The 14,360-nt window shown below is 58.5% G+C and carries 9 protein-coding genes and 4 tRNA genes; all 13 read right to left on the bottom strand.

Features of this window, described 5'->3' with window-relative positions:
* Positions 1 to 199 precede the first annotated feature (199 nt).
* Positions 200 to 4,438 carry a DNA-directed RNA polymerase subunit beta' gene (gene rpoC / locus ACAX43_RS28085; RefSeq protein WP_370711634.1) on the bottom strand — a complete coding sequence of 1,413 codons (4,239 nt, stop codon included), beginning with the start codon at positions 4,436 to 4,438 and terminating at the stop codon, positions 200 to 202.
* 21 nt (positions 4,439 to 4,459) lie between these two features.
* Complete coding sequence (gene rpoB / locus ACAX43_RS28090; protein ID WP_370711635.1) at positions 4,460 to 8,566, bottom strand: DNA-directed RNA polymerase subunit beta; 4,107 nt, start codon at positions 8,564 to 8,566, stop codon at positions 4,460 to 4,462.
* A gap of 370 nt (positions 8,567 to 8,936) precedes the next feature.
* A complete protein-coding gene (rplL, locus tag ACAX43_RS28095; protein WP_370711636.1) occupies positions 8,937 to 9,311 on the bottom strand; it encodes a 50S ribosomal protein L7/L12 in 375 nt (124 codons plus the stop codon).
* A 63-nt stretch (positions 9,312 to 9,374) separates the two neighbouring features.
* Positions 9,375 to 9,878 carry a 50S ribosomal protein L10 gene (rplJ, locus tag ACAX43_RS28100; RefSeq protein WP_370711637.1) on the bottom strand — a complete coding sequence of 168 codons (504 nt, stop codon included), beginning with the start codon at positions 9,876 to 9,878 and terminating at the stop codon, positions 9,375 to 9,377.
* Positions 9,879 to 10,180: 302 nt separating this feature from the next.
* Entirely contained in the window at positions 10,181 to 10,879 is a 699-nt protein-coding gene (rplA, locus tag ACAX43_RS28105) for a 50S ribosomal protein L1 (protein ID WP_370711638.1), read from the bottom strand.
* Positions 10,880 to 11,311, bottom strand: coding sequence for a 50S ribosomal protein L11 (gene rplK, locus ACAX43_RS28110; protein ID WP_074262715.1), 432 nt, complete (start codon positions 11,309 to 11,311; stop codon positions 10,880 to 10,882). It abuts the gene before it with no gap.
* Positions 11,312 to 11,476: 165 nt separating this feature from the next.
* Positions 11,477 to 12,034 (bottom strand): transcription termination/antitermination protein NusG, encoded by a 558-nt coding sequence (gene nusG / locus ACAX43_RS28115; RefSeq protein ID WP_007180147.1) that lies wholly within the window; start codon positions 12,032 to 12,034, stop codon positions 11,477 to 11,479.
* Position 12,035: 1 nt separating this feature from the next.
* Positions 12,036 to 12,416: a preprotein translocase subunit SecE gene (secE, locus tag ACAX43_RS28120; protein WP_011490062.1), complete on the bottom strand. Its 381-nt coding sequence runs from the start codon at positions 12,414 to 12,416 to the stop codon at positions 12,036 to 12,038.
* A 36-nt stretch (positions 12,417 to 12,452) separates the two neighbouring features.
* A tRNA-Trp gene (locus tag ACAX43_RS28125) sits at positions 12,453 to 12,528 on the bottom strand.
* Between the two features lie 65 nt (positions 12,529 to 12,593).
* Positions 12,594 to 13,784, bottom strand: coding sequence for an elongation factor Tu (tuf, locus tag ACAX43_RS28130; RefSeq protein ID WP_063497539.1), 1,191 nt, complete (start codon positions 13,782 to 13,784; stop codon positions 12,594 to 12,596).
* Between the two features lie 63 nt (positions 13,785 to 13,847).
* Positions 13,848 to 13,922 (bottom strand) — tRNA-Thr (locus tag ACAX43_RS28135).
* 16 nt (positions 13,923 to 13,938) lie between these two features.
* Positions 13,939 to 14,012 (bottom strand) — tRNA-Gly (locus ACAX43_RS28140).
* A 44-nt stretch (positions 14,013 to 14,056) separates the two neighbouring features.
* Positions 14,057 to 14,142, bottom strand: a tRNA-Tyr gene (locus ACAX43_RS28145).
* Positions 14,143 to 14,360: the final 218 nt, after the last annotated feature.

The raw sequence follows: 14,360 nt of genomic DNA on the forward strand, positions 1-14,360 counted from the left end.
TGTTGCGCCCGCGCTTTGCAGCAACGTTAGCCGTTCGGCCGACGAATCCACAAAAACCGCACAAAAATGAGGCGCGCGCGGTGCGTTGGACAGGAGTAAGTGCTAAAGCACTTACTCCTGTCGACAAAAAAAAACCGCTCAGTCGAAACTGAGCGGCTTCGCTGGCTGGTGAGCCCCAGGCGGCTTGCGCCGCCGGGACTTACTCGCCTGAGTGTTGCTGTTCGGCGGCCGGGGTTTCCGGCGTACCGAATTCGAACGACTCTTCCGCTGCGATCTGATCGAAACGCTCGCGGTCGGACAGTTCCTTGCTCTTGCGTGCCTTGTGGAACGCGAGACCCGTACCAGCCGGAATCAGACGACCAACGATCACGTTTTCCTTCAGCCCGCGCAGATCGTCGCGCTTGCCCATGATCGCCGCTTCGGTCAGCACGCGAGTCGTTTCCTGGAACGACGCCGCGGAGATGAACGAATCGGTCGACAGCGACGCCTTCGTGATACCGAGCAGCACGTTGTCGTAGGTTGCCGGGATCTTGTCTTCCGCAGCCATCCGGTCGTTCTCGTCGAGCATATCCGAGCGCTCGACTTGTTCGCCCATGATGAAGCGCGTGTCACCGTTATCGACGATCTGCACACGGCGCAGCATCTGACGGACGATCACTTCAATGTGCTTGTCATTGATCTTCACGCCCTGCAAACGATACACGTCCTGCACTTCGTCCACGATGTAGCGCGCCAGCGCTTCGACGCCCTGCAAACGCAGGATGTCGTGCGGATCAGCCGGCCCGTCGACAATCATTTCGCCCTTGTTGACGACCTGACCATCGTGCACCAGAACCTGCTTTTCCTTCGCGATCAGGAACTCGTGCTGATTGCCTTCGAGATCCGTGATAACGAGACGCTGCTTACCCTTCGTGTCCTTACCGAACGACGTCGTGCCCGTGACTTCCGCCAGAATACCGGCGTCCTTCGGCGAGCGCGCTTCGAACAGTTCGGCCACACGCGGCAGACCACCGGTAATGTCACGCGTTTTCTGCGATTCAACCGGGATCCGTGCGAGCACTTCACCGACCTGCACTTGCTGACCGTCCTTCACGGTGATCAGAGCGCCAACCTGGAAACCGATCTGCACCGAGTGCTCGGTGTTCGGGATCTTGACTTCTTCGCCGTTCGCGTCGAGCAGCTTGACCTGCGGGCGCACCGTCTTCGACGCTTGCGAACCACGGCGCTTCACGTCGATCACGACCAACGTCGAAAGACCCGTCACATCGTCGATCTGCTTGGCAACCGTCACGCCTTCTTCGACGTTTTCGAACTTCACCGTACCACCGTACTCGGTGATGATCGGACGCGTCATTGGATCCCACGTCGCCAGCTGCGTGCCGGCCTTGATCTGCGCGCCGTCCAGTTGCAACAGCGTCGCGCCGTACGGCACCTTGTGACGTTCACGCTCACGGCCGTGGTCGTCGGTGATCATGGCTTCGCCCGAACGCGAGATGACGATCTGCTCGCCCTTCGCATTGGTGACGTAACGCATGGTCGCCGTGAAACGCACCGTACCGTTCGACTTGGCTTCAACCGACGAAGCCACTGCTGCACGCGATGCCGCGCCACCGATGTGGAACGTACGCATCGTGAGCTGCGTGCCCGGTTCACCGATCGACTGAGCAGCGATCACGCCGACTGCTTCGCCAACGTTGACCGACGAGCCACGACCCAGGTCGCGGCCGTAGCAGGCTGCGCACAGACCGTAACGCGTTTCGCAAGTCAGCGGCGTACGCACGCGCACTTCGTCGATGCCGAGGCGTTCGATTTCCTCGACCGCGTCTTCGTCGAGCAACGTGCCCGTTTCGTACAGCGTTTCCTGCGATTCCGGATTGACGACGTCAGCCACCGTCACGCGACCGAGGATACGGTCACGCAACGCTTCGACGACTTCACCGCCTTCGACCAACGCCTTCATGGCGACGCCGTTGGACGTACCGCAATCGTCCTCGACCACCACCAGGTCCTGCGTCACGTCGACCAGACGACGCGTCAGGTAACCCGAGTTTGCCGTCTTCAGTGCCGTATCAGCCAGACCCTTACGTGCACCGTGGGTCGAGATGAAGTACTGCAACACGTTCAGGCCTTCGCGGAAGTTCGCCGTAATCGGCGTCTCGATGATCGAGCCGTCCGGCTTCGCCATCAGGCCACGCATACCGGCCAGCTGACGAATCTGAACCGCGGAACCACGCGCACCCGAGTCAGCCATCATGTAGATGGAGTTGAACGACTCCTGACGCGTCTGGTTACCGTCACGATCGACCACCGGTTCCGTCGACAGCTGCTCCATCATCGCCTTGCCGACCGCTTCCGACGTTGCCGACCAGATGTCGACCACGTTGTTGTAGCGTTCTTGCGACGTGACGAGACCCGACATGTACTGACGGTCGTATTCCTTCACCTTCTTCGCAGCGTCGCCGACGATCTGTTCTTTCTGCGGCGGCACGAGCATGTCGTCCACGCAAATCGAAATACCGGCGCGCGTTGCCAGACGGAAACCCGATTGCATCAACTGGTCGGCGAAAATCACCGTTTCGCGCAGACCGCACTTGCGGAATGCGGTGTTGATCAGACGCGAGATTTCTTTCTTCTTCAGCGGCTTGTTCAGCACCGAGAACGGCAGGCCTGGCGGCAGAATTTCCGACAGGATCGAACGGCCGACGGTCGTCGCGTACAGCGAGATCTTCGGCACGAACGCCGGCGCACCTTCCGACTTGTCTTCGTTGTGGACCATTTCCGTGATCCGCACGTTGACGCGCGAGGCGAGCTCGACTTCCTTGTTCTCGTACGCACGCAGTGCTTCCGACACGCCGGTAAACGTCAGGCCTTCGCCCTTGGCGTTCACTGCTTCACGCGTCGCGTAGTACAGGCCGAGCACGATATCCTGCGACGGCACGATCGACGGATCGCCGTTGGCCGGGAACAGGATGTTGTTCGACGCCAGCATCAGCGTACGCGCTTCCATCTGCGCTTCGAGCGACAGCGGCACGTGCACAGCCATCTGGTCACCGTCGAAGTCGGCGTTGAACGCCGCGCAAACGAGCGGGTGCAGCTGGATAGCCTTACCTTCGATCAGCACCGGCTCGAAAGCCTGAATGCCAAGACGGTGCAGCGTCGGCGCACGGTTCAGCATGACCGGATGTTCGCGGATCACCTCTTCGAGGATGTCCCACACCACCGGCGTCTGGTTCTCGACTTCCTTCTTCGCAGCCTTGATGGTGGTAGCAACACCCATCACTTCCAGCTTGTTGAAGATGAACGGCTTGAACAGTTCGAGCGCCATCAGCTTCGGCAGACCGCACTGATGCAGCTTGAGCGTCGGGCCGACCACGATGACCGAACGGCCTGAGTAGTCAACGCGCTTACCGAGCAAGTTCTGACGGAAACGACCGCCCTTACCCTTGATCATGTCAGCGAGCGACTTCAGCGGACGCTTGTTCGCGCCGGTCATTGCCTTACCGCGACGACCGTTGTCGAGCAGCGAATCGACGGCTTCCTGCAGCATCCGCTTTTCGTTGCGGACGATGATTTCAGGCGCCTTCAGTTCGAGCAGACGCTTCAACCGGTTGTTACGGTTGATCACGCGGCGATACAGGTCGTTCAGGTCCGACGTCGCGAAGCGGCCGCCATCGAGCGGCACCAGCGGACGCAGTTCCGGCGGCAGCACCGGCAGCACTTCGAGCACCATCCAGTCAGGCTTGATGCCCGAACGTTGGAAAGCCTCGAGCACCTTCAGGCGCTTCGCATACTTCTTGATCTTCGCTTCCGAACCCGTGTTCTTGAGTTCGGTGCGCAGCATCTCGACCTGTTCGTCGATGTTGATCGCGCGCAGCAGTTCGCGAACGCCTTCCGCGCCCATCTCGGCGCGGAATTCGTCACCGTACTCTTCGACCTTGTTGTAGTAATCCTCTTCCGTCATGATCTGCCGCGCTTTCAGCGGCGTCATGCCCGGATCGATCACCACATAGGCTTCGAAGTACAGCACGCGTTCAATGTCGCGCAGCGTCATGTCGAGCACCATGCCCAAACGCGACGGCAGCGACTTCAAAAACCAGATGTGCGCAACCGGCGAGGCCAACTCAATGTGGCCCATCCGTTCGCGACGCACCTTCGCCAGCGTCACTTCGACGCCGCACTTTTCGCAGATCACGCCACGATGCTTCAGGCGCTTGTACTTGCCGCAAAGGCATTCGTAGTCTTTGATCGGCCCGAAGATCTTCGCGCAGAACAGACCATCGCGTTCCGGCTTGAACGTCCGGTAGTTGATGGTTTCCGGCTTCTTAACTTCACCGAACGACCACGAACGGATCTTGTCTGGCGAGGCCAGACCGATCTTGATCGCGTCAAAAACTTCAGGTTGTTGGACTTGCTTGAATAGATCGAGCAAAGCTTTCATCGCTTCTCTCCAGTAGTCCGATTAGTTCCGGTCCAGGTCGATGTCGATACCGAGCGACCGGATTTCCTTCACCAACACGTTGAACGACTCAGGCATGCCGGCATCGATCACGTGATCGCCCTTGACCAGGTTCTCGTAAACCTTGGTCCGGCCCGCCACGTCATCCGACTTCACAGTCAGCATTTCCTGCAGCACGTACGATGCGCCGTACGCTTCGAGCGCCCACACTTCCATTTCACCAAAACGCTGGCCACCGAACTGCGCCTTACCGCCCAACGGCTGCTGCGTGACGAGCGAGTACGGGCCCGTCGAACGCGCGTGCATCTTGTCGTCGACCAAGTGGTGCAGCTTCAGGTAGTGCATGTAGCCGACAGTCACCGTACGTTCGAACATCTCACCTGTGCGGCCGTCATACAGACGCACCTGGTTCTTCGACGGCGTCATGCCGAGGTTCTTCGCGATGTCGTCCGGGAATGCCAGATCCAGCGCGCGCGACATTTCCTCTTCCGTCGCACCGTCGAACACCGGCGTTGCAAACGGCACGCCTTCGCGCAGGTTCTTCGCCAGTTCGACGATTTCGTCGTCCGTGAATGTATCGAGTTCTTCGGCGCGGCCCGACTCGTTGTAGATCTTGATCAGGAATTCGCGCAGTTCAGCGATCTTCGCCTGACGTTGCAGCATTTCGCCGATACGCCAGCCGAGGCCCTTCGCGGCCCAACCCAGATGCACTTCGAGAACCTGGCCCACGTTCATCCGCGACGGCACGCCGAGCGGGTTCAGAACGACGTCAGCCGGACGGCCGTCGGCCATGTACGGCATGTCTTCGATCGGAACGATCTTCGACACGACACCCTTGTTACCGTGACGGCCAGCCATCTTGTCGCCAGGCTGCAGACGACGCTTCACAGCCAGATACACCTTGACCATCTTCAGCACACCCGGCGGCAGTTCGTCGCCTTGGGTGAGCTTCTTGCGCTTTTCTTCGAACGCCAGATCGAACTGGTGACGCTTCTGTTCGATCGAGTCTTTGATCGCTTCGAGCTGTGCCGCTGCTTCTTCGTCCGCGAGGCGGATGTCGAACCAGTGGTAGTGGTCGAGATCTTCCAGGTAAGCCTGTTCGATCTTCGTACCCTTTGCGAGCTTCTTCGGACCGCCGTTCGCGACCTTGCCGGTCAACATACGTGCGAGACGCTGGAATGCATCGCCTTCCACGATACGCAGCTGGTCGTTCAGGTCGAGGCGATAACGCTTCAGTTCATCGTCGATGATCTGTTGCGCACGCTTGTCGCGCTGAATGCCTTCACGCGTGAACACTTGAACGTCGATCACCGTGCCGCTCATGCCCGACGGCACGCGCAGCGACGTGTCCTTCACGTCCGAAGCCTTTTCACCGAAGATCGCGCGCAGCAGCTTTTCTTCCGGCGTCAGTTGGGTTTCGCCCTTCGGCGTAACCTTACCCACCATCACGTCGCCTGCTTCGACCTCAGCGCCGATGTAGACGATGCCCGACTCGTCGAGACGGCCGAGTTGCACTTCCGCCAGGTTCGAGATGTCGCGCGTGATTTCTTCCGGTCCGAGCTTGGTATCGCGAGCTACGACGTTCAGTTCTTCGATGTGGATCGACGTGTAACGGTCATCCGCAACCACCTTCTCCGAGATCAAAATCGAATCTTCGAAGTTGTAGCCGTTCCACGGCATGAACGCGACCAGCATGTTCTGGCCGAGAGCCAGTTCGCCGAGGTCGGTCGATGCACCATCAGCCAGCACGTCGCCACGCGACACGATATCGCCGACCTTCACGATCGGGCGCTGGTTGATGTTCGTGTTCTGGTTGGAACGCGTGTACTTGATCAGGTTATAGATATCCACGCCGACGTCGCCAGCAACGGCTTCATCGTCGTTCACGCGGATCACCATACGGCCTGCGTCGACGTAATCGACCACACCACCGCGGAATGCCTGAACCGTCGTACCCGAGTCGACTGCCACCGTGCGTTCGATACCCGTACCGACCACCGCCTTTTCAGGACGCAGACACGGCACAGCCTGACGCTGCATGTTCGAACCCATCAATGCGCGGTTCGCGTCATCGTGCTCGAGGAACGGAATCAGCGATGCCGCCACCGACACGATCTGCGACGGCGCCACGTCCATGTACTGGATGCGGTCCGGCGTAACCATCAGCGTTTCGCCTGCTTCACGCGACGACACCAGTTCGTCGGTCAGCGAGCCGTCCGCAGCAACTGCCGCGTTCGCCTGAGCGATCACGTAACGGCCTTCTTCGATCGCCGACAGATAGTCGATCTGGTCGGTCACCTTGCTGTCCACGACCTTGCGATACGGCGTTTCGAGGAAACCGTATTCGTTCAGGTGCGCGTACAGAGCCAGCGAGTTGATCAGGCCGATGTTCGGACCTTCCGGCGTTTCAATCGGGCACACACGGCCGTAGTGGGTCGGGTGCACGTCGCGAACTTCAAAGCCGGCGCGCTCACGCGTCAAACCGCCCGGGCCAAGTGCCGAAACACGGCGCTTGTGGGTGATTTCCGACAGCGGGTTCGTTTGGTCCATGAACTGCGACAGCTGCGACGAACCGAAAAACTCGCGAATCGCCGACGAAATCGGCTTCGAGTTGATCAGGTCATGCGGCATCAGGTTTTCGCTTTCGGCTTGGCCGAGGCGTTCCTTCACAGCACGTTCGACACGCACGAGACCGGCGCGGAACTGATTTTCCGCCAGTTCGCCGACGCAACGCACACGACGATTGCCCAAGTGGTCGATGTCGTCCACTTCGCCCTTGCCGTTACGCAACTCGACCAGAATCTTGATCGTTGCGAGGATGTCGTCGTCTTGCAGCGTCATCGGACCGACGATCTCGTCGCGGCCGACACGGCGGTTGAACTTCATACGACCCACCTTGGACAGATCGTATGCGTCTTCGCTATAGAACAGACGGTTGAACAGCGCCTCGACCGCTTCCTCGGTCGGCGGTTCGCCCGGACGCATCATGCGGTAGATCGCAATGCGTGCAGCCATGCGGTCCGCGGTTTCGTCGATACGCAGCGTCGACGAAATGTACGGACCTTGATCCAGATCGTTCGTGTAGAGCGTCTGGATGTCTTTGATCTTCGATTCGCGGAGCTTTTCGAGGACGGTTTCGGTGATTTCGTCGTTCGCGTTAGCGATCACTTCACCCGTGTCGCCGTCGACGACGTTCTTCGCCAGCACGCGGCCAAGCAGATAGTCTTCCGGAACCGAAATGAACTTCGTCTTCGCGTTGTCGAGATCGCGAATGTGCTTGGCGTTGATCCGCTTGTCCTTCTGGACGATCACGTTGCCGTCACGATCCGAAATGTCGAAACGTGCGACTTCACCACGCAGACGCTCCGGAACGAATTCCATCTGCGCGCCTTCCGGCATCAACGTGAAATTATCGAAAACGAAGAAGTTTGCGAGGATCTGTTCCGGGGTCAGGCCGATCGCCTTCAGCAGGATCGTAACCGGCATCTTGCGACGACGGTCGACGCGGAAGTACAGCACGTCCTTCGGATCGAATTCGAAGTCGAGCCACGAACCACGGTAAGGAATGATACGAGCCGAGAACAACAGCTTGCCCGAGCTGTGCGTCTTGCCCTTGTCGTGTTCGAAGAACACGCCCGGCGAGCGGTGCAGCTGGGAAACGATCACACGTTCCGTGCCGTTGATAACGAACGAACCGGTCGGCGTCATGAGCGGAATTTCGCCCATGTACACTTCCTGTTCCTTCACTTCCTTGACGACCGGCTTGCTCGGCGATTCCTTGTCGAGCAGCACCAGACGCACTTTCGCGCGCAGGGCCGAACAGTACGTCAAACCGCGCTGCTGACATTCCTTGATGTTGAATGCCGGCGGCGACAGCATGTAGCTGACGAACTCTAGACGTGCGAACCCGTTATGCGAAACAATCGGGAAAACGGATGTGAACGCAGCTTGCAGGCCTTCCGGCTTGCGTTGCGTGGACGACGTGTCTGCTTGCAGAAACGTACTGAATGATTCAAGCTGGGTAGCCAGCAGGAAAGGTACTTGGTGAACGATGGGGCGCTTCGCAAAACTCTTGCGAATGCGCTTCTTCTCGGTGAAGGAATATTGCATACGATCTCCGAATCACGGCGGGCATTGTTGTCGAGGCAGGATACCTTGATGAGACAACCCGAGTGTTCACCGACTGAGACCCGATGGCCGTCCGATGGCTTGAACGAGCCTAGAAGCTTGGTGGTTGGCCGCTACCAACCGCTGGCTGACGGCAGCGGATGCCTGTGTTGCCCGCTACCCGACCAAACTTGCCTTCTGCAGTCGCTTCAGAAGACAAAGAGAAGCGCCGGTCAATGTTGCCGATAGGCGATTTTCTTTGGCTTCTGGGAGTCACGTTCTTGCCGAAACGGCTAGGCGAAAACACGCCCCCCACAAAGCACAAAAAGGCCGGCGGTGGAAAACCGCCAGCCTTCGCACAGCGCGCCGAAACTTACTTGATTTCAGCCTTCGCGCCGGCTTCTTCCAACTTCTTCTTGGCTTCTTCAGCAGCAGCCTTCGGTACCGATTCCTTAACAGGCTTCGGTGCACCGTCGACCAAGTCCTTCGCTTCCTTCAGGCCGAGACCCGTCAGTTCGCGAACAGCCTTAATGACCGAAACCTTGTTCGCGCCGACTTCCGTCAGGTTGACCGTGAATTCGGTTTGCTCTTCAACAGCAGCAGCAGCGCCGCCGCCTGCCGGGCCTGCCACTGCAACAGCAGCTGCCGACACGCCAAACTTTTCTTCGAACGCCTTGACCAGTTCGTTCAGTTCCAGAACCGACATCGAGCTTACTGCCTCGAGGATGTCATCTTTTGCGATTGCCATTTGAAATACTCCTAAATTGAATTCGGATACAGCCAGCGATCAATCACGCTCGGCTGAAGTGCGTTACGCAGTGGCTTCTTCGCCTTGTTTCTTTTCTGCCAGCGCGGCCAGAGCGCGCGCAAAGCCGGAAACAGGTGCTTGCATAACGTACAACAGCTTGGAGAGCAGTTCTTCGCGGCTCGGGATGTTTGCCAGCGCTTGCACGCCAGCCTTGTCCATCACCTTGCCTTCGTAGGAACCAGCCTTGATGATCAACTTGTCATTGGTTTTGCCGAAGTCGTTGACGACCTTAGCAGCAGCAATGGCATCTTCCGAGATGCCGTAGATCAGGGGGCCAGTCATCTGCTCTGCCAGCGGAGCGAACGGGGTACCTTCAACAGCGCGACGCGCCAGCGTGTTCTTCAACACGCGAAGGTAAACCTGTTGCTCGCGCGCTTTCGCGCGCAGCTTGGTCAGATCGCCAACCGCGATTCCACGATACTCAGCCAGAACCACGGTCTGGGCTTTCGCGACTTGCGCGGCAACCTCAGCGACGACGGCCTGCTTGCTTTCTTTGTTAAGTGGCACGGTTAACCTCCAGATTCGATACACGCAGCGTGCGCCTTGTGTACCGCGTTCAATAACGGCGTCCGACCAGTCAGGAGTATTTCGACCGCCTGACGCTCACATTGCTGTGGACATCAACCGGTTTCATCACTACAAAACCTTTTCGGGTTCGCCATCTGCGTTGGCTTTACATTAAGAGACCGCCTACCTGCTGCGTTCCCGCCAACGGTCTTTGACAACCGGCCGCTCGATGCAGACTGCCATCTTGCGACCGCCCAAAGCCCATAAAACCGCCTCGACTCACATCGAGGCGATGAAATTTATTACTGTGCTGCGATCGATGCCTGGTCGACGCGAACGCCAACACCCATCGTGCTCGACAGCGCGACCTTGCGCAGGTACACACCCTTGCTCGTTGCCGGCTTCGCCTTTTGCAGCGCGTCGACGAGAGCGTTCAGGTTGCTACGCAGAGCCGTCGGCTCGAACGAAGCGCGGCCAATCGTGGCGTGGATGATACCGGCCTTGTCGACACGGAATTGAACCTGACCGGCCTTGGCGTTCTTGACTGCAGTCGCGACGTCCGCCGTAACCGTGCCGACCTTCGGGTTCGGCATCAGGCCACGCGGGCCGAGGATCTGACCGAGCGTACCGACAACGCGCATCGTGTCCGGCGAAGCGATCACGATGTCGAAGTCCAGCTTGCCAGCCTTGACTTGTTCAGCCAGGTCTTCCATACCGACAACTTCTGCGCCGGCAGCACGAGCTTGCTCAGCCTTTTCGCCTTGTGCGAACACTGCCACGCGAACCGACTTACCGGTACCAGCCGGCAGCACGACCGAGCCGCGAACCACTTGGTCCGACTTCTTCGCGTCGATGCCGAGTTGCACTGCAACGTCGATGGACTCGTCGAACTTCGCGCTTGCGCATTCCTTCACGAGCGACAGAGCTTCGTCGATCGCGTACAGTTTTTGACTATCAACCTTAGCTGCAAATGCTTGCAGACGCTTTGAAAGCTTAGCCATTTACACGCCCTCCACGGTGATGCCCATCGAGCGGGCGCTACCTGCGATCGTACGAACCGCTGCGTCCAGATCAGCTGCCGTCAGATCAGGCATCTTGGCCTTGGCGATGTCTTCAGCTTGAGCGCGGGTGATCTTGCCGACCTTGTCGGTATGCGGCTTGGCCGAACCCTTGTCGATCTTCGCTGCCTTCTTGATCAGAACCGTAGCCGGCGGCGTCTTCAGAACGAACGTGAAGCTCTTGTCCGCGAACGCGGTAATCACGACCGGAATCGGCAGACCCGGTTCCATAGCTTGAGTCTGCGCGTTGAACGCCTTGCAGAACTCCATGATGTTCAGGCCGCGTTGGCCCAGTGCCGGACCGACCGGCGGCGACGGGTTGGCTTTACCTGCAGGGATCTGCAGCTTGATAAAGCCGATGATTTTCTTTGCCATTTTGAAAACCTCTTAGGAACGCCGCCGTGGTACAAGCGGACATTCAGTGAGTAGTAGCGCGCGTTCACCAAAAAACAGGCTACTTACGCTCCTCAACGGCCGTTACGCGGACCGTAAGCGCGAAATACGGGACGCACCCAATGGTGCGCCCCGTAGAATTCTGGATTACAACTTTTCGACCTGACCGAATTCCAGCTCGACCGGCGTGGCACGGCCGAAGATTGTAACGGAAACACGGACGCGCGACTTTTCGTAGTTCACTTCTTCGACGCTGCCGTTGAAATCCGTGAACGGACCGTCCTTCACCCGCACCATCTCGCCTACTTCGAACAGGGTCTTCGGACGCGGCTTTTCCACGCCTTCCTGCATTTGCGACATGATCTTCTCGACTTCCCGCGGGGAAATCGGGCTCGGACGATTACGCGCACCGCCCACGAAACCCGTCACCTTTGCCGTGTTTTTCACGAGGTGCCAAGTCTCATCCGTCATTTCCATTTCTACGAGGACATAGCCCGGGAAGAAACGACGTTCGGTCACCGATTTGTGACCACCTTTTACCTCAACTACTTCTTCAGTCGGAACGAGGATTTGACCAAACTGATCTTGCATGCCGGCACGTTCGATGCGCTCTTGAAGCGCACGTTGCACACTTTTCTCCATGCCGGAGTATGCGTGCACCACGTACCAACGTTTGCCACTCGGGGATGCCGGAGTATCGCTCATATCATTTCCAACCCAGAATCACCGAGAAAATCGCCCATTCAATGGATTTATCGCTAACCCAAAGAAAGATTGCCATCACGAACACGAAGCCGAACACTACGAGCGTCGTCTGGGTAGCCTCTTTACGAGTCGGCCAGACAACCTTACGGACTTCTTTGTACGAGTCTTTGGCGAAAGCGATGAAACCCTTGCCAGGCGCGGAGAGAAGACCGACTGCAACACCCGCAATAGCGCCAACAGCCAAGGCGGCTCCGCGGACGTACCATTCCTGGCCGCTGAGCCAGAAGAACCCCACGAACCCGGCCAAGACCAACAATACGCCCGCGACGAGCATCAGCTTGTCGCCGGATGTATTTACAGTTTCGACGGAAGGATTCGCCATAACACCTTAACGAAGCGCCACATACGACGCGAGAGTTGGCAGGGGCAGAGGGAATCGAACCCCCAACCTTCGGTTTTGGAGACCGACGCTCTGCCAGTTGAGCTATACCCCTAAACCATTTTGGGGTTGACGACACCGCCAACCCCGAAACTACCGATCAACGAGAACTATCTGGCGTTACTCGAGAATCTTGGCAACGACACCTGCGCCAACGGTACGGCCACCTTCGCGGATTGCGAAACGCAGGCCTTCTTCCATCGCGATCGGGTTGATCAGCTTCACCGTGATCGACACGTTGTCACCCGGCATGACCATTTCCTTGTCCTTCGGCAACTCGATCGAGCCCGTCACGTCCGTGGTACGGAAGTAGAACTGGGGACGATAGTTGTTGAAGAACGGCGTGTGGCGACCGCCTTCGTCCTTGCTCAGCACGTACACTTCTGCCGTGAAGTGCGTGTGCGGGTTGATCGAACCCGGCTTCGCCAGAACCTGGCCACGCTCCACGTCTTCACGCTTCGTGCCGCGCAGCAGGATACCAACGTTGTCGCCTGCCTGACCCTGGTCGAGCAGCTTGCGGAACATTTCCACGCCCGTGCACGTCGTCTTCACCGTCGGCTTGATACCGACGATTTCGATTTCTTCGCCGACCTTCACGACGCCGCGCTCAACGCGACCCGTCACCACCGTGCCGCGACCCGAAATCGAGAACACGTCTTCCACCGGCATCAGGAACGCACCGTCAACTGCGCGCTCCGGCGTCGGGATGTACGTGTCCAGCGCATCGGCCAGATTCATGATCGCCACTTCGCCCAGCTCGCCCGTGTCGCCTTCCAGCGCCAGCTTGGCCGAACCCTTGATGATCGGCGTGTCGTCGCCCGGGAAGTCGTACTTCGACAGAAGCTCGCGAACTTCCATCTCGACCAGCTCCAGCAGCTCAGCGTCGTCCACCATGTCGCACTTGTTCAGGAACACGATGATGTACGGAACGCCAACCTGACGCGCCAGCAGGATGTGCTCACGCGTTTGCGGCATCGGGCCGTCTGCGGCCGAGCACACCAGGATCGCGCCGTCCATCTGCGCTGCGCCCGTGATCATGTTCTTCACATAGTCAGCGTGGCCCGGGCAATCGACGTGGGCGTAGTGGCGGTTAGCCGTTTCGTACTCGACGTGCGCCGTATTGATCGTGATACCACGCGCCTTTTCTTCCGGCGCCGCGTCGATCTGGTCATATGCCTTCGCTTCGCCGCCAAACTTCTTGGTCAGCACCGTCGTGATCGCTGCCGTCAGCGTGGTCTTGCCGTGGTCAACGTGACCGATCGTGCCGACGTTCACGTGCGGCTTGGTCCGCTCAAACTTACCCTTGGCCATTTTCGACTCCTAAGAGGATTTTTCCGTACGTTGCGCCGCGCGCAAACAATCACCGAGTACTTCTGGTGCCCATGGGCAGGATCGAACTGCCGACCTCTCCCTTACCAAGGGAGTGCTCTACCACTGAGCCACATGGGCGCTACTTCTTTGTTACTGGAGCGGGTGAAGGGAATCGAACCCTCGTCGTAAGCTTGGAAGGCTTCTGCTCTACCATTGAGCTACACCCGCAAGGATTCATGGATTCCCAACTACTATTGCTACAGCTTGCATTCTGGTGGAGGAGGTTGGATTCGAACCAACGTAGGCGTAAGCCAACAGATTTACAGTCTGCCCCCTTTAGCCACTCGGGCACCCCTCCGCAGAGAACTGATGATTATGAGGGAACAACCACTTGTTGTCAAGGCTTGCTTGACCGCTCCAAACTCACATCTCTCACTTATATGGCGATTCCAAGGCTGCCGTAAACGCAGAAACCCCACCTTTGAGGGGTGGGGTTTCTGGCCATGCAGGGGAGCCTGACGATTACCTACTTTCACACGGGAATCCGCACTATCATCGGCGTGGAGTCGTTTCACG

The organism is Paraburkholderia sp. IW21, from assembly GCF_041321145.1.
GTDB lineage: Bacteria > Pseudomonadota > Gammaproteobacteria > Burkholderiales > Burkholderiaceae > Paraburkholderia.

Excerpts from the sequence above, each read along its gene's own strand:
- tuf (WP_063497539.1), bottom strand. The coding sequence starts at position 13,784 with ATGGCCAAGGGTAAGTTTGAGCGGACCAAGCCGCACGTGAACGTCGGC.
- rplA (WP_370711638.1), bottom strand. The coding sequence starts at position 10,879 with ATGGCTAAGCTTTCAAAGCGTCTGCAAGCATTTGCAGCTAAGGTTGAT.
- rplL (WP_370711636.1), bottom strand. The coding sequence starts at position 9,311 with ATGGCAATCGCAAAAGATGACATCCTCGAGGCAGTAAGCTCGATGTCG.
- rpoC (WP_370711634.1), bottom strand. The coding sequence starts at position 4,438 with ATGAAAGCTTTGCTCGATCTATTCAAGCAAGTCCAACAACCTGAAGTT.
- rplK (WP_074262715.1), bottom strand. The coding sequence starts at position 11,311 with ATGGCAAAGAAAATCATCGGCTTTATCAAGCTGCAGATCCCTGCAGGT.
- rpoB (WP_370711635.1), bottom strand. The coding sequence starts at position 8,566 with ATGCAATATTCCTTCACCGAGAAGAAGCGCATTCGCAAGAGTTTTGCG.
- secE (WP_011490062.1), bottom strand. The coding sequence starts at position 12,416 with ATGGCGAATCCTTCCGTCGAAACTGTAAATACATCCGGCGACAAGCTG.
- nusG (WP_007180147.1), bottom strand. The coding sequence starts at position 12,034 with ATGAGCGATACTCCGGCATCCCCGAGTGGCAAACGTTGGTACGTGGTG.